Genomic DNA, 19,027 nt, shown 5'->3' on the forward strand with positions numbered 1-19,027 from the left:
ATGTCGAAGCTGATGGCCTTTGGCAGCAATCTTTTCTTTTCCCCGCTTACGCTCATGTCTCTGTCCTCCTGATTAAATAATGTAAAAATCAAAAATAAACAACATATCATCCGTGATGTGCAGATTCTTTGTAATAACTATACATAAACTTTTGCTATGGCACAATCGACACAATGACATAATGACATGCCAATTTGGCATAGATATCAAAAAGGTCATCGATTTTATGAAAGAAAAAATGCTGCATACGCAATCACGTGGTTTTTTGGAAATTTGGCGAAAATACTGAAATAACAACGTGTTCAGCGGCAAAAGCAAGGAATTTGACCAGTTGAATACGGCTGGCTATGATGTCAAAATAGCGGACAATGCGCATGCTGAAAAAGAGAGGACAGCATAAAAAAGAGTCAGAAAAATACCAATACAGATACAAAATTTTAAAAATATTTCGCTTTAAAAATAAAAACATGGCAAGGGAAACGATTGGCTCCCTTGCCATATTTGTGTGATCCTGATGAAAAAGTATACTTGCTCATTATAATATAATATACCGCGGGTTTTTGAGAAGCACAATCGACACAATGGCATAACACTATGCCAATTTGACATGAATGGAATGCTGGAAGCGGAATGGAACAGAACGACTAGAGGCTTTGAATTCATTGCATGTTTTAGCGCTTTTGTAAGAAAAATAACATGATTTATATGCGGAAGTTCCCCTATCAGTATTTTGCATTCATGACAAATGCTGCTTAAAGAAAGCGGCATGGCGGCATTGGCGGGGCATTTTGAACGCGAAACGCTTGCGATTTATTTCCGGACGTTATATCATTTCGCATAGAAGAGCAGCGTGCTTTTGAAGACTTTGGAACAAAGCGAGGATCTGCCATACAGTGCTGCAAAGCTGTACTGACGGCTTTTTTAGACCGAAATCTGTTAAAAGCACAGCCGGAACAACGGCGGCATTCCGGTATCTGACACAAGGGAGACAAATGAACGGAGGAATTACTGATGCTTGGCGATTTTATGTATTACAACCCCACCAGACTTTATTTTGGAGAACATGCACTGGATGGCTTGCGTGAAGAACTGCCCAAATACGGAAAAAACATACAGCTGTCTTACGGCGGAGGATCGGTCAAAAAGAACGGCATTTATGATCAGATTGTTGAAATCCTTCGGGCGTGCGGAAAAACCGTCATAGAGGACGGAGGTGTAATGTCCAATCCCACTATGGAAAAAGTCCTTGAGGGATGCACCCTCGCCAGAGAGCATCACGTGGACCTCATCCTGGCAGTGGGCGGTGGATCTGTCTGCGACTATGCAAAAGCGGTCTCTGTTTCGGCTTACTGCGAGGAGAATCCGTGGGAAAAATATTACCTGCGGGGAGAGATGGCTGACAATCCGGTGATTCCGGTTGGCTGCGTGCTGACAATGGTGGGAACCGGATCGGAGATGAACAGTGGATCGGTTATCACAAATACGGCTGAAGATTTGGAAGGCGGCCCTGCAAAGCTCAAATTAGACAGCAAATTTGGCGAGAGGGCATACCCTAAGTTTTCCATTTTGAATCCGACCTTTACCTTTACCCTGCCAAAGTATCAAATGATCTCTGGTATTTTTGATATCATGTCCCATATTCTGGAGCAGTATTTCTCTGGAGAGGATGACAATACTTCTGACTATGTGATGGAGGGCCTGCTGCACTCTCTGTGCCATAGTGCCGCTGCTGCCGTGAAAAATCCAATGGATTATGAGGCGCGGAGCAACATCATGTGGACTGCCACTTGGGCATTGAACAAGTTTGTGGCCATGGGAAAGGCTACTGACTGGGAGGTGCATATGATTGGCCAGGCCGTGGGGGCTTATACAAATGCCACGCATGGAATGACGCTGTCTGCCGTTTCCATACCGTATTACCGGCATATTCTTCCATATGGCCTTTCTAAATTTAAGAGGTATGCGCAAAACGTATGGAATGTCTCGCCGGATGGAAAAACAGACGAGGAGATTGCAGATGAGGGTTTGGCCTGTATGGAGAATTGGATGCGGGATCTGGGCCTTGTGATGAATCTCTGCGAGTTGGGCGTAACAGAGGACATGCTGGATGGAATTGCAGACGGAACCCTTATCCGGCGGGGCGGCTACAAGGTATTAACCCGCGAAGAAGTCCTGGAGATTTTGAAGGAGAGCATGGGTAAGGCGAACGTATGAGAGACAGGCAATGCAAGTAATTGTCTGGCTGCACATAGGGCGGTTACTTCATAAAAAAGGAGTACCGGCTGGTTTTGATGAAATCAGCCGGTACTCCTTTTATAAATCACAAAAGTTTGCGCCCAAATCGATTTCGAAATGCTGCAGAACTAAGATGCTTTCGGTGCCGATCCCGGAAATAATGGAAAAGAGCGCGCACCCGCAATTACTGCCTTCCATACATAAATCAAAAAACATGAAGCTTTAACATTGAGGTTTTTCCTTTAAAATTTTCTGAAGCTTATCTATTTTTACATGATACAACTTTAACTGATGTACCATGCTGTGACAGTTTGGGCATAACATAACTAAATCCCCAATCTTAGTGCTGTTGTTTCCAACCATATCAGATACCGGCTGCTTATTGTGGTAAGCTTCTATAAAGTCCTTCCCGACTTCTCCATAGATGTTCTCAAAATCAATCTCACATATTTCACAATATAAATGGCCATGTTTCATTTTAAACTGCTTCTTTGCATTTCTGATAAGCTTTGCATTGCGTTCCTTTTTATGTGCTGCTTCAACTGCTCTTTGCCTTCTGGATAGCTAATGTCATCTTGGGTAATATCCATATTTTCATCTGCTTTATAATCATTGATTCCCTAAACGCCAGAGCCAATTCCTTCTACACTATAAAAAATATCTGTACCCCCCAAATTTATGGAATCTTTTAAAAAGCGTTCTAGCTCTTTCTGCAAAGTTCTAACAAATTCCTTTGTAATATTTTTTGCAGTAGTTTTCCAATATAGTCAAAGAGCTCTTTCCTATGGGCCTCTCCGCCAAAGTGTTGCAATCCTCTTACTAATTCATCTTTCCAAGTTGTATCCATATCTACTCCTTGCCAAATTCTAGATTTATCGTACGAAAGCTAACAAGCAATTTCTGCAATGGCTCTCTATTGCTTACAAAATGGGCATCTATCCTGAGCACGCAATGTTGTCTGTGCAAAAAATTTATAATTCCCAAAATTAAACTCAAACTTATAATTATACAAAAAGCCTGGAACCAACATGATGCTGGGTTCCAGGCTCTGTTTTTATTCCCACTCGGCAAATTCAGATATATTAGGGTGTATTTGAGGTGATTTCGCAGGAAAAACTTTCGCAAATATGTTAATATTCCACCTGCTATTTTCGGCTGTAAAGTTTATTAGTATCAAAATAGTATCACAAAAGGCTGGGAAATACAACAGAATTATGTGGAGCTCTACATAATTCCGGCACGGACGGACGCTGTCAGGCACAGCGGATAACAGCCTTGCAAGAGGCGTTGTACCTGCGCTGGATATATTCTTGATAGGCTTTCTGGTCTGTCATGGAAATTCCCCCTCTCTGAATAATAGTGCGGGGCGGCAGCACTCCTTGCTGTCGCTCCTTGACTGCCTAACTGCGAAACCGGGCGGGGCTGTCAACGGTGGGCGAAGCCCGTTCATCTTGACCGCCCGCTGGCTCGGCTGGCTTTGCTATTTACCCGACAAACTTGAATTTATTGTAAGGTATCACGTTTTACCTTCTTAAGCCTTACTATCATTACCATAGGAATTTCTTTGTTGGTTTTGAAACATTCTTCATAAAATCCATCAATGACAAATCCAGCTCTAAAACAAAGGTTAAAAATATCTTGTATGGAACGATGATAATAAATCTGCTCTTTCGGTTGCCCTTCAATCGCTATATCATAGTAACTGTGCGGTGTCATATATTTTTCAGTCAACGTGACAAAACAAGGGTGTTGCGTTGCAAAGACAAAAATTCCGCTTTCCTGCAACAGTTCATAAACAGCCATAAGAAGTGGTTCAATATCCGTAATATCCATAATTGCCATATTAGAAACTGCTTTCGTAAAGGCTCGATTTCTTTTTAATTCTAATATACTTTTTCTATTGGTCGCATCCGCCACACAAAATTCAATTTGTTTTGCATATTGTGATTGCCGTCTTTTAGCCAATTCTATCATTTTTTTGCTGTAATCAAAAGCGACAACCGAAGCGCCTCTTTGTGCAAGATACGAAGAATAATTTCCATTGCCACACGCAATATCCAAAATATAATCCGCAGGATTAGGAGATAGAAGTTCCGTTACTTTGGGACGCACTACCTCTCTGTGAAATTCATTAGATTCGTCACCCATTGCATTATCCCAAAATTGTGCGTTCTCCTCCCAGATTTTTTTACTTTCCTCTGTTCCCATGTTCTCTCCCACTCCCAAAATTTGCTTTTTTGCTTCCATTAAATCTTCCTTACGATATTCCATTGTTACCCTCCATAACTTCTGATTGTTGCCGTCTTGACGATTATGTATCTTTACATTACCTTCTGAAACATATGGCGCACCTTGTCCAGGCGGTTGTTTGGACGGCGGGGCTGGATGACCGGCTGGCCGACAGCGGCCTGATACCCTTTTAGCTCTGTAAGGCATACGCTCTGCCCGTTGGTGTAAAAGGCCAGATCAGTACGGTATGCCTGTATACAGCGGGCGGGAATCTCGCCAGTAAAGACAACTTCATCCTTTTTTACCTGGGCCGTTTCGATGGTGGCACAGTATTTCGGTGCATCATGATAAGCCCTGGAAAGGTATTCCTGGGGCGCATAGAGGGTGAAGGAGAGATAAGGTTCCAGCAGCTGCGTCCCCGATTCCTTCAATGCCTGTTCCAATACAATCGGGGCCAATGAGCGGAAGTCCGCCGGCGTGCTGACTGGACTGTAATAAAGCCCGTATTCAAAGCAAATCTTACAGTCCGTTACGTTCCAGCCGAACAAGCCCTGCTCCAGCCCGTAACGGATACCATCCCTGACAGCGTTTTGAAAACTCTGGTTCAAGTATCCCAGCGAAACCCGGCTCTCGTATTGTACGCCGGAGCCAAGCGGGAGTGGTGTAACAGACAGTCCGATAGATGCCCAAAACGGGTTGGGCGGCACCTCGATATGGATGGTGTGGCTGGCTGCTTTGAGCGGCCGCTCCATATAAATGACGGTGGGTTCCTTTACCACTGTTTCAATCTTGTATTTTTCCGACAGCAAAGCGGAAACGACCTCCAACTGCACCCGGCCCAAAAAAGAAAGAATGATCTCATGGGTGATGGAATCCACTTCGCAGCGCAAAAGCGGGTCAGTATCCGCAAGTTGCGTAAGAGCGTCCAGCAGCCGTTCTCTTTGCGCTGCCGTTTTCGGCGCAATCGTCGTCCGCAGCATGGGGAGGGGGGCCTCGCGCCACCTTTTACGAGGGAGCCGGGTTTGATCCCCTAATACATCGTTTAACCTCACGCTGTCGCTGGGAAGGATAACAATTTCGCCCGGATAAGCGGTGTCTGTCCGAACAATTTCCCCTTTGGATGGAATACGCATCTCTGTGATTTTCAGCTTTTCTCTCCCGGCCAGGGCCACCGTATCCCGCAGGCGCAGCGTTCCGCTGTATAGCCGCAGATAGACACGCCGCTGGCCGCAATCGGTGTACTCAACCTTGAAAACGCTGCCGCATAGGGTGGCGCTCCCCTGTTCCCCAATCGGTTGGAACAGTCCTGTCACCGCATCCATCAACGGTTGAATGCCAAGGCCCTTTTTGGCGCTGCCATGATAGACCGGAAACAGGGAGGCTTCTTGAACCCGCCGCTGTTCCTCCCGCGCAAGTTTTTCCTGGCTGATTGGTTCTCCTGCGATATACTTTTCCAATAATGCATCGTTATTTTCGATGACCGCATCCCATGCTTCTATGTCGGTATTTTCCTCCAGGACTATTTCCGGGGACAGCGACACCGTCTGCTTGATGATAATATCGGCGGAGAGCTTATCCCGAACAGACTGAACCACGCTCTGCAAATCAACGCCAGCCTGGTCGATCTTGTTGATAAAGATAACGGTGGGAATGTTCATTTTCCGCAGGGCATGGAACAGAATACGGGTCTGGGCCTGCACGCCATCTTTCGCGGAGATCACCAAGATGGCCCCATCTAAAACAGCCAAAGAGCGGTACACCTCCGCCAAAAAATCCATGTGGCCGGGCGTATCCACAATGTTAACTTTACATCTGTGCCACTGGAAGGAAGTGACTGCCGCTTGAATGGTAATCCCACGCTGCCGCTCCAAAAACAAGGTGTCCGTCCTCGTTGTCCCTTTTTCGACGCTCCCTGGTTCTGAAATGGCTCCACTGGCATATAGCAGACTCTCCGTCAAGGTCGTCTTTCCAGCGTCTACATGGGCAAGAATCCCGATATTGATAATGTTCATGTCTATCCTCCATACAAGGCCCGAATGGGCGCAAAAATCCCCAGCGGCTAATACTTTTACCGCTGGGGATCATGACTTCGGACACACAGAAACATACACGACTTACATAAGCCGCGGTCCGTCACGATATTTACTAAAAAGGCAAAAGTATTCTTAAAATTGGGTACAAAAACCAAGCCCCTGCAAGGGGCAATCATTTTTGCGCCCATTATCAAATTTTATTTAAGAATACCTTGCCGCATATTTGATAGACTCCTCAAATCAGGATAATAGCAGTATATCATAGTACGCTCTAAAAAACAAGAAATCATTTTACCGATTCCACAAATAAAATCGGAGGGTATTCACTGGAATACCCTCCGGTTTTGGTGATTATCGTGCGTCTATCCGAATTTTTGACTTTGCGGCCCGTTTCCGTTCCTTTTCGGCATGTTCCTGCTGGTAAGCTGCCTCTAATATTCTGTCCACTTGTTCTGGGCCAAAGGCCCTTTTGACCCGCTCATAGTCAGCGGAGACTTGCCGCATGGCCTTGTTTTCCAACTTGACCTCCTGCAATCGATCAGACAGGCGGATGTTGCTCTCCCTCACCCGGCCATAGTCCCCTTGCAGACGCTCAAATTTCCCCCGCAGCTCCACATAGGCCAGATACAGGGAGCGCAGCACCTTGACGATTTGGGCCAGCAGGGGCTTTGCCTTTTTCTCTCGGTAGGCCCGGCCTGTTTCCAGCGTTCCCGGCTCCGGCAAAATCTCCTCCGGATTGGCGGAGAAATCCGCTGCCAACCGCTCCATATTTTTCACCGCCGGGGCAAGTTCTTTGAGCCGCCGTTCCTGGCTCTCCACCTGGTTTTCTTTCTCCGCCTTGACCGTCTCCAGAACGGCGATCTCCTTTGCCCGCTGCTCTTTCTTGTAGTCCAGCACAGACAAGTGCTTGTCGTGGGTGCCTTTGTCCTCCCACTCAATCCCGTGGCGCTCCATGACCAGGGAAAGCTGCTCCTTTTCCGAGCGCACCCACTGGCTCCACTCTGTGTCCCCTCTGGTGCCGCCCTGGAAACCCTGGGCCGCTAACGCCTGTTTCAAAGATACCCTCGTGTCCAGCCCTCGCTTGCTCCCGGTGGTGAATGGTACAAAGTCAATGTGCAGATGGGGCGTAGCCTCGTCCATGTGGAGGTGGGCAGAGAACACCCGGAGTTGGGGGTTGCGCTCTTGAAAGCCCTTCATGTACTCGTCCAAAACCGCTGCCGCAAGCTGTCCCTCCTCGCTGTCGGCGCTCATATCATCTCGATTGCCCACTTGCAGGATGATTTCATGGAACGGCTTTTCCTGCTTGCCGGAGCGGATCTTCTCATAGTAATCCTCTATCCTTCTGTCGGCCCTGGTTTGTTTAGCGTTGTACCGTTCCAGAGCCTCGTCAAAGAGTTCATGGTACACCGCCTTGATATTCTCCTGGCAGTAGGTTATATTCAAGTGGGAGCGTTCCGGGTCAGTGTTCTTGGCGTGGAATTTTCTACTGTTATGGTTCACCGATCCTTGGCCCACCATGGCGCTGATTGTCCTTTTCAAATCAATCCCTCCTCCCTTTTCCGCCGCGCAAGCGGCGAGCCTTTGTTACTTTCTGCGAAAGTAACGCAAAAGCACTTTTGACAGCCTGACGGCCATCAAAAGCGCATTTGCGCCCTACGGGGTGGTGTGGGGGCTTTGCCCCCGGCAACTGCGGTTGCCTCCCCCAGCAGGGCCGCCCTTTGAAAAGGGCACCCTGCACCCCGCCTAAACTTTGTCACTCGCCGTTGGGCAGGGTGGAAAGGCCAGGGGCCTTTCCACCGCCCGGCAAGTGTTTTCCGTGGGCCGAAAGTCAAGGGGTACGGGTTGTATTGACTTGCGGCAATCTCCACCCGCAGGTATGCCCCCCTTGACTTTCGCCCCCGCTCCCCGTGACAGCCGTGACGACCGTGACGATGTTTTACACACCGCCTCCGCACTCCGAAAAGCTGTCACAGCTGTCACGGTCGTCACGCCTGGGGTTCCTCCAACGTGAGCTTGATACTCCGCCCGGCATGGGTTCGGGCGCTTTCATAGTGGATGTGGTACTCATAGGACAGCCGCCACGCCCGGACATTCAGCCGCATAGCCAGGGCATTGGGTTTCATATCCAGCCCCAGGGCGGCGACAAGTTCCGTGGCCGTCCCTCTCCACTCTGGCCGTTCCGCCGTTACCAGGGCGGCAACAGCCTCCAACACCGGGTCAGGCGGCTCCTGCCGCAGCTCCGTTTCCCGCCGCTCCAGCTCCCACACAAGCCGTTCCTCGTCCCGCTTGAGGTAGAGGCGCTGGTCTTGCTGATCCCGCCCAGAAATGTCCAGGGTGGCGGCGTTGTCTGCCCGCCGCTCCTTTTGGAGCAGAAAGGCCCCGTCTGCCGCACCCAATAAGCCGTTGGTGCCGGAGATCATATCAAACTTATCATCGGCCTGCTGCTTGCGGGTGTGATGTACAACCAGGAGGCAAACCCCGCTTATATCGGCAAACCGTTTCAGTTTGGTGATTACCTCATAGTCGTTGGCATAGCTGTACTTCTCTGCCCCGGCCTCCCGGATTTTTTGCAGGGTGTCGATGATAATAAGCCGGGTGTCCGTGTGTTCCCGGACAAAGCCCTTTAGCTGCTCCTCCAGGCCACCGCCGAGCTGCTTAGCTCCGATGGCAAAGAACAGGTTTCCGGTACTCTCTACTCCAAACATCCGGTACAACCGCTCCTGTAAGCGACGGTGGTTGTCCTCCAGGGCCAGATAGAGGACTGTCCCCTGGCGCACCTCATACCCCCACAGGGAAAGGCCCATACTCACATGATAGGCAAGCTGGGCCATGAGAAAGGACTTGCCCACCTTGGGAGCGCCCACAAAGAGATATGTCCCCGCATAGAGCAGACCGTCTACCACAGGAGGTCTGCCGGGGTACACCTGTTCGTAGAGGTCATTCATAGACACGGTAGGCAGATAGGCCGGGTCATTGACCCGGCTTATCTGCCGCAGGATTTCCTCCAAATCTCTTTCCGGGGGCTTGTGTTCTGTCACGCCCTCTGCTATACTTTGGTTAGGTTTTTGTGAGAGCGACTGTCCCCCGTCTGCGCCAACAGGCGGATATGGGGCAGTCGTTTTCTCTTGCAATCTATCCATCTATCAATCCTCCCTCATGCCGTCCATGATGGCGGCGATCAGCCGGATGGTGTCCAGCAACTCCCCATCCACGCCATTCCCGGCCTCGATACGCTCCAGTTCTTCCAGAACGGCGGCCAGCTCGTTCCGCAGGGCCTTATACACCCTGGGGTTGCCCTGTACCACCACATCCCGGCACAGCAGCCGTCGGGTGATGTAGTCCTGTTTGGTAAGGCCGGAGAGCCGCACAGCGGTTTCAATTTCCCTGTCCTCATCCGGGGACACCCGGAAAGCCACAGTTTTGTTTCTCCAGCGGTTGTGTCGGTCAAGATTTTTCACTGACATGATTTAGGCCCCCTTTCGCTCCATGTCCAGTTTGTCCGCCATCTCCGCCTGCCGGGTGGGGAACAGGTGGGCGTAGCGGTAGGTAATATCAATGCTTTCATGTCCCACCCGGTCAGCGATTGCCAGGGCCGTAAAGCCCATGTCAATGAGCAGCGAAATGTGGGAGTGCCTCAGGTCGTGTATTCTGATCCGCTTTACCCCGGCCTCTTTCGCACCCCTGTCCATCTCCCGGTGGAGGTAGGATTTTGTCACCGTGAAAATGCGGTCGGTGGGCTTCACCCCATACAGGCTCTTGATATAGTCTCGCATTTCTTCACAGAGGAAAGCGGGCATTTGAATGACCCGGTTGCTCTTAGGGGTCTTGGGGTCGGTAATCACATCCTTGCCCTTAATCCGCTGGTAGGACTTGGAGATGGTGACGGTCTGTTTCTCAAAGTCGAAGTCGCCAGGAGTGAGGGCCAGCAGCTCCCCCTCCCGGACGCCGCACCAGTAGAGCATTTCAAAGGCGTAATAGGAAAGGGGCTTGTCCATCATGGCCTCGGCGAATTTCAGATACTCCGCCTTTGTCCAGAACAGCATTTCCCGTCCCTTTGGCTTTCCCATATTGCCCGCCTGGGCAGCGGGATTGACCTTTAGATTGTAGTGCCGTACCGCATGGTTGAACACGGCGCTCAACTGATTGTGCAGCGTTTTTAAGTACACCGGAGAGTAGGGCTTGCCGTTCTTGTCCCGGTAACCCAGCATTTCATTCTGCCAGGCGATGACCTCCTTGGAGTGAATGTCGCACATCTTCCGCTTGCCGAAGTACGGCACCAACTTCTTGTAGAGGATATGCTCTTTCGTCCCCCAGGTGTTTTCCTTGATACGGCCTTTCATGTCCGCCACATAGACAGCCACGAAGTTTTCAAAGGTCATTTCCAGGTCGGCGGTCTGTTGTTGCAGGAATGTCCGCTCCCACTCCAGAGCCTCCCGCTTGGTGGGAAAGCCCCGTTTCATTTTCTTTACTTTCTTGCCCGTCCAGTCCTCGTAGTAAAAGGACGCATACCATGTGCCCTTTGCCTTGTCTTTGTATGCCGGCATTGTGGTTCCCTCCTTATTGTCTGTCCCGCAGCCCATAGAGTTTTTCCTCGAAGTAGCGCCTGCTTACCCGTCCGGGAATGGTGAGAAAGCCTTTTTTCTTCAGCTCCTCGTTCATCTCCCGCACCAGCTTGTAGGCGTAGGGCTTGGAAATGCCCAGCTCCCTGGCGACCTCCTCTGCTCTCACAAACAGCTCCTTTTCCATGGTCAGCACCTCCTTATTTTAGTTTCGCAAATATGTTAATGTCACCATCTTCATTATACATTAACATAAGTGTTAATGTCAAGAATTTATTTCGCATTTTTGTTAAAGATTATCTTGCATCTTTCGCTTTTTTGCGCTATACTATTGGCAAAGGCGGTGGGATATTATGACAGTCGGAGACAAGATAAAGAAAATCCGCACCTTTCGAGGCATGACACAAAAGGAATTGGGGCTTGCTATCGGCTTTGAGGAAAAGGGAGCGGACAACCGGATCGCCCAGTATGAGACGAATTACCGTGTTCCGAAACGGGAACTGCTGGACAAGATGGCCGAGGCGCTGCGGGTAGACCGCCAGAACTTCTACACCATCGCCCCCGGCTCTGCCGAGGACTTCATGCGGACATTCTTCTGGCTGGACGAGGACAGCCCTGGCGCTATCCGCCTGTTCCAACTTGTCCGCAATCCGGGCAGAGCAGGGGCCGCTGATGATACCGCTGTACGGTACAATGATAGCGATGACTGGCCCGCACACCCTCCCGTGGGTATGTACTTCCAGTATGGCCTTGTGGACGAGTTCATGCGGGAATGGCTTTTTCGTCAGCAGGAGTTACACGCCGGGGAGATCACCAGGGAAGAGTATTTTGAATGGAAACTCAACTGGCCCCATACCTGCGACGATGGCCTGGAAAGCGAATATTATATCCCTTGGCGGAAAAATAAATAAGACAAGCAAAAAAACCGCCCTGCTGAATTTGTCGTTCAGCAGGGCGGTTTTGCTTGTCCTTTTGGGATTTTTCTCTTGAGAATACCGGGCGGACACAAATAGTATCAATCCAGTATCAAGAGCAGTATGGACGGGCAAAAAAGCCTGTATTCATGCGGGTTTTCGCCGTTTCGAGCGTCATTCCCACTCAATGGTGGCCGGGGGCTTGCTGGTGATGTCGTAGACAATGCGGTTGATATTGGGAACCTCATTGACGATGCGGACGCTGATGCGGTCTAATACGTCATAGGGGATTCTTGTCCAGTCGGCGGTCATAAAATCCGTTGTGGTGACGCTGCGAAGGGCCAGAGTATAGTCATAGGTACGGCCATCCCCCTGAACACCGACGGAACGCATGTTGGTCAGCACAGCAAAGTACTGATTCATGGTACCCTCCAGCTCCGCCTTGGCAATCTCATCGCGGAAGATGAAGTCCGCCAGACGCAAGGTGTCCAGTTTGTCCTTGGTGATGTCCCCAATCACCCGGATAGCAAGGCCGGGGCCGGGGAAGGGCTGGCGCATGACTAGGTATTCCGGCAATCCGAGTTCGCGGCCCAGCTGGCGAACCTCATCCTTGAACAACATCCGCAGCGGTTCGATAATCTCCTTAAAGTCCACGTAATCAGGAAGGCCGCCCACATTATGGTGGCTTTTAATCACGGCGGCGTCACCGGTGCCGGATTCGATCACGTCAGGATAAATCGTGCCCTGCACCAGGTAGTCCACCTGGCCGATCTTTTTGGCCTCTGCTTCGAAAACGCGGATAAATTCCTCACCGATAATTTTCCGCTTCCGCTCCGGTTCGCTGATGCCAGCCAGCTTGCCCAGGAACAGTTCCTCTGCATTGGCGCGGACGAAATTGATGTCCCACTTTTTGAAGGCATCCTCCACCTCGTCACCCTCATTGAGGCGCATGAGCCCGTGATCCACGAACACACAGGTCAACTGGCTGCCCACGGCCTCGGCCACCAGGGCCGCAGCCACAGAGGAGTCCACACCGCCGGAGAGAGCCAGTAAAACCTTGCCGTCTCCCACCTTTTCCCGGATTTGGCGAATGGCGGTCTCCTTATAATCGCCCATGGTCCAGTCACCCTTGGCACCGCAAACCCGGTACAGGAAGTTGCGGATCATCTCTGTACCATACTGGGTGTGGTTAACCTCTGGATGGTACTGGACACCGTAAAAGCCTCGGGCTTCATCACAAATGGCCACGTTGGGACAGGCACCAGAATGGGCCACCAGAGTAAAGCCCTCCGGAACCTTTTCCATATAATCCCCATGGCTCATCCAGGTAATGCCTTCGGCGGGCAGGCCGCTGAAGAGCTTGCAGCCGGTGTCAAAGTAGGTCTCTGTTTTACCGTACTCCCGGGCAGAGTCCTCAGTGGCGGCGGTGACGCGGCCGCCGAGGTTGTGCGCAATCAACTGGCAGCCGTAGCAGATGCCGAGAATGGGAAGACCCCAGGAAAAAATGGCTGGATCCACTTGGGGAGAATTGGGATCGTACACACTATTGGGACCGCCGGTAAAGATAATGCCGATGGGATTCAGGGCTTTGATATCGGGCAGCGGTGTGGTGTAGGGCTTTACCTCGCAGTAAACACCGCATTCACGGACCCGCCGGGCAATCAACTGGTTATACTGCCCGCCAAAGTCCAAAACAATGACAGTCTGGTGGGACAAGGGGATTCCTCCTTTGTAAAATAGTCGCTCATCGCACCTCTGCACCACCCCATTCCACAACGGCAAAACCGTCACGGTTAAAGGCCGGCAGAGTTTGGGCGGGGAGCTTGACAGAAGAAGTCAGGGGCTTCCAGGCCATGAAGACCCGCAGGGTGCTGTCCGGCTCAGGGACAACCGTGAGGCGGGCATGGTCTGTGTAGGTCTCGGTCTGGAAAGAAATCAGATTGTAAGGATTGGATTCCATACGGGGAAGCCAGTAGACAATGAATTCATTGGCCTCCCGCCGGGTGAGGCCAAGCTGCGCCAGGGTCGATTCCAAAAAAGCTGCCGTGTCTGATCCGGCAATGCAGAAGCCGCTGGAAAAGTCGTAATCTGTGCCGGAGGTCCCCTCCCAGTAAAGATAATTGTAAGTCTGGCCGCCGGCATCTGTCAGAACACCGTCCGGCGATGCTGTGACGGTCCAGCCGTTCTTGCAGGAGGGATAGGTACAAGTCAGTTCTCCATCGAAGTCCAGATGAACGGTGATTTCCATTTCTTCCTCGGGGTAGAGGTAGATGACCGGCTTTGCGGCGGCAACCTCCGCCTCCGGCCCACAGCCGGCAAGCATAGCCAACACCGGCAGCAAAAACAGGAACGCAAAAAATTTTTTCATCAGTACAGCCTCCTTCAAAAATGCTTCTGAAGGGACAGATGAAAAAATCGAGGGGTGGTTGCGGGTCAGTCCTCGTTCCGGAAAACGATATTACCCGGCTCGGCGGACTCGATGATGGCCAGGGATTTCAGGTTGTAGCCGGCAGCACGCAGGCGGTCGCCGCCGCCCTGGAAGCCTTTTTCAACGGCGCAGCCGATTCCCACCAGCGTGGCGCCGGCGGCGGTAACAATGTCGCACAGACCGCGCATGGCTTCTCCGTTGGCCATAAAGTCATCCACAATCAAAACCTTGTCATCGGGAGAGAGCCACTCCTTGGAAACCAGCAGAGTGACTTTCTTCTTATAAGTATAGGAGAAAATGTCACTCTGATACAGGCCGCCTTCAATATTGTCGCTCTTGGCTTTCTTGGCGAAAATCATGGGCTTGTGAAAATGCTGGGCGCAGATGGCGGCCAGGGCAATGCCGCTGGCCTCGGCGGTGAGGATCATGGTGATCTCATCCATATTGAAATGCTTGCCGAACTCTTCGGCAATGTGATCCATGAGCTGCGTATCAATCCGGTGGTTCAGAAATCCATCCACCTTAATGATATTGCCGGGCAGTACCTTGCCCTCTTTCACAATGCGGTCTTTCAGTTCCTGCATGAAGATATCCCCCTAAAATTTGTGTAGTTTTTATCTGATTCTAAAAGAATATAGCTTTCTTTTTATTATCGCGAATTACACGCGGATTTGCAACTGTTTTTCCCAACAAAAAGCGATCTCGTGTATCGGGGGAGCTTGTCCATTATTGCCGCCGGATGCGGACAAAAAGAGAGAAAACGGCCGCGCTGTGCGGAAGCACAGCGCGGCAAATGCCGTTATTTGTTCTCCAGCTTGTCGGCGGCACCGTCCAGCCAGGCACCTTGGAAGTCTTCGATGCGGCCGGCATCCGTGAGCGCGGCCAGCGCGGGATCGATGGGCATCTCCGCCAGGACGGACAGGTTGTGCCGCTCTGCGGCCTCGGCGGTTTTCCCCTCTCCGAAGAGATGGAACTTCTTGCCGCAGTCCGGGCAGGTCACATAGCTCATGTTTTCCACGATGCCAACAATGGGCACCTCCATCATCTCGGCCATTTTGACGGCCTTTTCCACGACCATGGAAACCAACTCCTGGGGAGAGGCCACGATAATGATACCGTCCAGCGGGACGGACTGGAATACGCTGAGGGACACATCGCCGGTTCCGGGAGGCATATCCACGAACAGATAATCACAGTTCCAGAGAACATCCGTCCAGAACTGCTGCGCCACGCCGGAAATCACGGGGCCGCGCCAAATAACCGGATCCGTTTCATCGGCCAGCAGCAGATTGGTGGACATGATTTGAATCCCGGTGGAGGAAGTCATCGGGTAGATGCCGGATTCGCTGCCTTCCGCCTGGCCATGGACACCAAATGCCTTTGGAATGGAGGGGCCGGTGATATCGGCATCCAAAACGCCCACCTGATAGCCCCGGCGGCGCATCGTAACCGCCAACTGGCTGGTGACCATGGACTTGCCGACACCCCCTTTGCCGGATACAATGCCGTAAACTTTGCCGACATGGGCCTCGGGATGGTGTTCTTTCAACAAAGACTGGGGTTCCTGCCGCTCACCGCAGCTCTCGCCGCAGCTGCTGCAGTCATGGGTGCATTCGCTCATGATAATACTCCTTTTTCCTTGCCTGCGCATTGCGCATGGCTTTTTATACTATAATACAGGGGTTTGGGGCATATGCCCATTTGAACAACTCCTATCTTATACCTGTCATCCCGCATTCGTCAACCGCTGGATGGAAACTTCCATATCCTCCCGGAAAAAATCCGCTTCCCGGGTGTGACAGGTGAAGAGAAGAATCTGCCGGCCGCGTGCCGCAGCTTTCAGCCATTGAAGGGCGGCGGCACAGCGGTCCTCGTCAAAATTTGCCAGGGCATCATCTAAAATGATGGGCACCCGCTTTTCTGCTGGCAGGACCAGTTCGCAGATGGCCAGACGGACGGCCAGGTACAATTGATCAGATGTCCCGGCAGACAACAGGGCTGCATCCCGGTAGATACTGCCGCCGGCCGGTTCAGCGGCCAGGCGAAAAGCCCGGTCCAGCACCACCCCGCTGTAGCGTTTATCCGTCAACTGAGAGAAGATTTCAGCGGCCCGGCGTCCAAGCGCGGGGGAAAAACGGTTTTGTAAAATGGTATTGGCACTGCTGAGTGCATCCAGGGCCAGACGAATGGAGGTGTACTCCGCTTCCAACGCGTCTTTTTGTTCGTTCAACCGGGATACCTGGCTCCGCAGAACCACGGGATCGCCCAGGGCATGAAGCTGCCCTGCAAGGCGGTCTGCGGCGGAACGGCTGGCGGATAGGGCGAAACGGGTTTCATCCAATTGCGCGGCGGTGGCTTCGCGGCTCCGGTCTGGTGGAGAGGAGGGAGGTGCAGACGCGGGCTCTCCGGGTATCTGCTGGCGAAGCACCTCATACCGGGCCTGGGCTTCCCGTGCGGCGGCCTCTGCTTCGGCAGCCTCTCTCCGCCGAAGCGCGCAGCTGCGAAGCAGCTGATCCGCGGCGGAAATGTCGAACGCAGCGGGAGCAAAACGGCGAATCTCCAGCAGGATGCCCTGCTCATTGGAGGAGAGGGAGGTATACAGCGCCTCTGCCGTAGCGGCTTTGGCGTTGGCGGCTGCCTGGGCTGCGTCTCTGGCCGCACAGGATTCAGAATAGGCGTTTGCCATGGCGCAGATCGCTTTCGGATCGGCTGTGCCGAAACGCTTTTGCAGAGAAATGGCCTGGGCGGACTGTATGGCCCGGCGGCGCAGCTGCCCTGCAAAAAAATAGGTGATGCACAGACCGGCCAACAAAACACCCAAGGCAGCGGGCTTTTGCCAGGGGGAACCGGTAAGGCGGACTCCCACCGCATAAAAGGGAACGAAGGATGCCAGAGTGCCCGCCGTGATTACCAGCAGTCCCGGCCATTTTTTCCAGTTGGATGGAGTGGGTGGCGCGGCGGCCTCCTTTTGGGCGCTTTCCGGTGTTTGCCCGGAAAAGGGACTTTCATTTACGGCGGACTCGGCGCGCAAAACAGCCTTCATGGCCGCGTCCCGCTCCGTCCGGGCGCTGTCAACCGCCTTGCGCACGGTCTCCAGATTGACAATAGCGCCCCGCAGGCGGCCGATGGTTTCATTTTCAGGAATCCGATCCGACTCCAAACGCTGCTGAAGCACATCGGCCTTTTGGCGGGCACGTTCACTGGCGGCTCCGGCCTCCTGGCAAATGCGCTGCCTTTGATACCCGTCCCACTGGTCGTGAAGGGCTGCTTCTGCCGATAAGGCGGATTCCTGCTGCTGAAGCGCAGCTATCTCCGCCTGCTCTTCCGCCAGCTGCTGCGCCAGGGTTTCCATCTCTTTCAGCCGTTGGTCAATTTCCTGGATCTCTGCCTCAAGGGTTGGAAGCAACCCTGTCTTATGATGGCGCCGGCGGTTCAACTGTTTTTTTAAAAGGTCTTCTGCTTCTATATAAGAAGTATCCTCTTCACCGGAGGTGATGAGGGCAGCGATCCGCCGCTCCAATCCGGGATCTTGGCTGATGGTGAGGCCGGATTGCCGGATAAAGGCGCTGCGCTCAAAGACTTCCCGGCTGACGCCGAGAAGCTGTTCCCCGCAGTTCTGCCCGGTCAGATTTGGAACAGGATCCTTCGTGCCTGCATAAACGGCTTGAAAATCTCCCATGGGGCTAGTCTGCCGCCGGGTGGTTCTGAGAAGGGACAGCTCCCCGGCCGCAGTCCGGCAATCCAGCCGCCCGCTCATGGCGATGCCACTCCAAGGGGCATAACGGTTTTTGTCGGCGATGAACCCGGCCCGATCCCGCTCCCGGCTGTTAACGCCATACAGCATGGCGGCCAGAAAAGCACACCAGGTGGACTTGCCGGTTTCGTTGGGGGCCTGAATAATATTCAGCCCTTCTGTCAATTCCAATGTCTGGTTCTGAAGTTTGCCGAAAACGGCGATCATGCGTTGAATCAGCAGAACGATCACTCCTATGATGTATACATTATTTATGATAGAGACATTATAACACCGGGGCGAACATTTGCCCAGTGTGTTTTCGGCTTTGCAGAAAGCCGGCGTGCAATAAGCAAGGGAAATAGTTAATATCAAAAAAATAAAAAACTTCGGAAAAAGGTATTGACAAAAGGGGAGGGGTTTGGTATTCTAACAAAGCTGTCTGGCAGGGCGTAAGTGAGCTGAAAAAACTTCTGAAAAAGGAAGAAGAAACAGTTGACAATGCGTTCTGGATGTGATAGCATAAAAAAATTGCTGTGAGCGGCGAACAGATTGAGCGTCAAGAACTTTTGAAAAAAGTTCTTGACAATCGGAATGAGGTTTGCTATAATAGCAATGTTCCGCCGGGAGAGGCGTGTACCTTGTAAATTAAACAACGTAACGAAAAGAAAGCACCAGACGTAAGCTTGGATGGTGAGAAATCACCAGAAAAGCGAACGAGAAGTTGCCGAAGTAGGGAGTAGTCAATTCTCCTAAAAAGGTAACTATAAAAAGACATGAAGCTATGACGAATAGCTCTGTGAAATGATTAGAGCGGACTACGGTCCGATTTAATACCATTTTATAGAGAGTTTGATCCTGGCTCAGGACGAACGCTGGCGGCGTGCTTAACACAT

The 19,027-nt window shown here is 51.8% G+C and carries 15 protein-coding genes and 1 pseudogene; 2 read left to right on the plus strand and 14 right to left on the minus strand.

Annotated features, from left to right (window positions below; translation table 11 throughout):
- Positions 1–253: 253 nt before the first annotated feature.
- Positions 254–499 carry a hypothetical protein gene (locus tag BMZ81_RS13395; protein WP_091132958.1) on the minus strand — a complete coding sequence of 82 codons (246 nt, stop codon included), beginning with the start codon at positions 497–499 and terminating at the stop codon, positions 254–256.
- A 512-nt stretch (positions 500–1,011) separates the two neighbouring features.
- On the opposite strand from BMZ81_RS13395, the gene BMZ81_RS13400 reads away from it, so the two are divergent.
- The gene (locus tag BMZ81_RS13400) at positions 1,012–2,214 is read left to right on the plus strand and encodes an iron-containing alcohol dehydrogenase (RefSeq protein ID WP_091132960.1); all 1,203 of its coding nucleotides are present in this window, start codon (positions 1,012–1,014) and stop codon (positions 2,212–2,214) included.
- 1,277 nt (positions 2,215–3,491) lie between these two features.
- Here the strand turns inward: BMZ81_RS13400 and BMZ81_RS14330 are convergent.
- From BMZ81_RS14330 to BMZ81_RS13450, 8 genes and pseudogenes are all read right to left on the minus strand, one after another.
- Positions 3,492–3,569: pseudogene (locus BMZ81_RS14330) on the minus strand (sigma-70 family RNA polymerase sigma factor); the annotation flags it as partial.
- Between the two features lie 169 nt (positions 3,570–3,738).
- Positions 3,739–4,506, minus strand: coding sequence for a class I SAM-dependent methyltransferase (locus BMZ81_RS13420; protein WP_004010385.1), 768 nt, complete (start codon positions 4,504–4,506; stop codon positions 3,739–3,741).
- A gap of 50 nt (positions 4,507–4,556) precedes the next feature.
- A complete protein-coding gene (gene tet(W), locus BMZ81_RS13425) occupies positions 4,557–6,476 on the minus strand; it encodes a tetracycline resistance ribosomal protection protein Tet(W) (protein ID WP_031474227.1) in 1,920 nt (639 codons plus the stop codon).
- A gap of 372 nt (positions 6,477–6,848) precedes the next feature.
- The gene (locus BMZ81_RS13430) at positions 6,849–8,036 is read right to left on the minus strand and encodes a plasmid recombination protein (RefSeq protein ID WP_228275371.1); all 1,188 of its coding nucleotides are present in this window, start codon (positions 8,034–8,036) and stop codon (positions 6,849–6,851) included.
- 446 nt (positions 8,037–8,482) lie between these two features.
- On the minus strand, positions 8,483–9,637 hold the full coding sequence (locus BMZ81_RS13435) for a helicase RepA family protein (RefSeq protein WP_031474225.1): 1,155 nt from the start codon (positions 9,635–9,637) through the stop codon (positions 8,483–8,485).
- Positions 9,638–9,640: 3 nt separating this feature from the next.
- Positions 9,641–9,961 (minus strand): plasmid mobilization protein, encoded by a 321-nt coding sequence (locus BMZ81_RS13440; RefSeq protein WP_004010381.1) that lies wholly within the window; start codon positions 9,959–9,961, stop codon positions 9,641–9,643.
- Between the two features lie 3 nt (positions 9,962–9,964).
- Positions 9,965–11,041 carry a site-specific integrase gene (locus BMZ81_RS13445; protein WP_004010380.1) on the minus strand — a complete coding sequence of 359 codons (1,077 nt, stop codon included), beginning with the start codon at positions 11,039–11,041 and terminating at the stop codon, positions 9,965–9,967.
- Between the two features lie 13 nt (positions 11,042–11,054).
- Positions 11,055–11,243, minus strand: a complete 189-nt coding sequence (locus BMZ81_RS13450; protein WP_091132967.1) for a helix-turn-helix domain-containing protein — start codon at positions 11,241–11,243, stop codon at positions 11,055–11,057.
- A gap of 166 nt (positions 11,244–11,409) precedes the next feature.
- On the opposite strand from BMZ81_RS13450, the gene BMZ81_RS13455 reads away from it, so the two are divergent.
- Positions 11,410–11,967, plus strand: coding sequence for a helix-turn-helix domain-containing protein (locus tag BMZ81_RS13455; protein ID WP_004010378.1), 558 nt, complete (start codon positions 11,410–11,412; stop codon positions 11,965–11,967).
- 177 nt (positions 11,968–12,144) lie between these two features.
- Here the strand turns inward: BMZ81_RS13455 and guaA are convergent, their stop codons facing one another.
- The 5 genes from guaA to BMZ81_RS13480 form a co-directional block, all read right to left on the minus strand.
- Positions 12,145–13,686 carry a glutamine-hydrolyzing GMP synthase gene (gene guaA / locus BMZ81_RS13460; protein WP_091132968.1) on the minus strand — a complete coding sequence of 514 codons (1,542 nt, stop codon included), beginning with the start codon at positions 13,684–13,686 and terminating at the stop codon, positions 12,145–12,147.
- A 28-nt stretch (positions 13,687–13,714) separates the two neighbouring features.
- Positions 13,715–14,338 carry an LptM family lipoprotein gene (locus BMZ81_RS13465; RefSeq protein WP_091132971.1) on the minus strand — a complete coding sequence of 208 codons (624 nt, stop codon included), beginning with the start codon at positions 14,336–14,338 and terminating at the stop codon, positions 13,715–13,717.
- A gap of 65 nt (positions 14,339–14,403) precedes the next feature.
- The gene (locus BMZ81_RS13470; protein WP_091132972.1) at positions 14,404–14,982 is read right to left on the minus strand and encodes a xanthine phosphoribosyltransferase; all 579 of its coding nucleotides are present in this window, start codon (positions 14,980–14,982) and stop codon (positions 14,404–14,406) included.
- A gap of 215 nt (positions 14,983–15,197) precedes the next feature.
- On the minus strand, positions 15,198–16,019 hold the full coding sequence (locus tag BMZ81_RS13475) for an Mrp/NBP35 family ATP-binding protein (protein WP_091132975.1): 822 nt from the start codon (positions 16,017–16,019) through the stop codon (positions 15,198–15,200).
- A 105-nt stretch (positions 16,020–16,124) separates the two neighbouring features.
- Positions 16,125–18,383, minus strand: a complete 2,259-nt coding sequence (locus BMZ81_RS13480; RefSeq protein ID WP_242942653.1) for an ATP-binding protein — start codon at positions 18,381–18,383, stop codon at positions 16,125–16,127.
- Positions 18,384–19,027: the final 644 nt, after the last annotated feature.

The organism is Oscillibacter sp. PC13 (assembly GCF_900115635.1).
Classification (GTDB): domain Bacteria; phylum Bacillota; class Clostridia; order Oscillospirales; family Oscillospiraceae; genus Oscillibacter.

Bases quoted from the DNA above. Each gene is read 5' to 3' on its own strand.
- BMZ81_RS13395 (WP_091132958.1), bottom strand. From the start codon at position 499: ATGGCAAGGGAGCCAATCGTTTCCCTTGCCATGTTTTTATTTTTAAAG.
- BMZ81_RS13400 (WP_091132960.1), top strand. From the start codon at position 1,012: ATGCTTGGCGATTTTATGTATTACAACCCCACCAGACTTTATTTTGGA.
- BMZ81_RS13420 (WP_004010385.1), bottom strand. From the start codon at position 4,506: ATGGAATATCGTAAGGAAGATTTAATGGAAGCAAAAAAGCAAATTTTG.
- BMZ81_RS13435 (WP_031474225.1), bottom strand. From the start codon at position 9,637: ATGGATAGATTGCAAGAGAAAACGACTGCCCCATATCCGCCTGTTGGC.
- BMZ81_RS13440 (WP_004010381.1), bottom strand. From the start codon at position 9,961: ATGTCAGTGAAAAATCTTGACCGACACAACCGCTGGAGAAACAAAACT.
- BMZ81_RS13445 (WP_004010380.1), bottom strand. From the start codon at position 11,041: ATGCCGGCATACAAAGACAAGGCAAAGGGCACATGGTATGCGTCCTTT.
- BMZ81_RS13450 (WP_091132967.1), bottom strand. From the start codon at position 11,243: ATGGAAAAGGAGCTGTTTGTGAGAGCAGAGGAGGTCGCCAGGGAGCTG.
- BMZ81_RS13455 (WP_004010378.1), top strand. From the start codon at position 11,410: ATGACAGTCGGAGACAAGATAAAGAAAATCCGCACCTTTCGAGGCATG.
- BMZ81_RS13465 (WP_091132971.1), bottom strand. From the start codon at position 14,338: ATGAAAAAATTTTTTGCGTTCCTGTTTTTGCTGCCGGTGTTGGCTATG.
- BMZ81_RS13470 (WP_091132972.1), bottom strand. From the start codon at position 14,982: ATGCAGGAACTGAAAGACCGCATTGTGAAAGAGGGCAAGGTACTGCCC.
- BMZ81_RS13475 (WP_091132975.1), bottom strand. From the start codon at position 16,019: ATGAGCGAATGCACCCATGACTGCAGCAGCTGCGGCGAGAGCTGCGGT.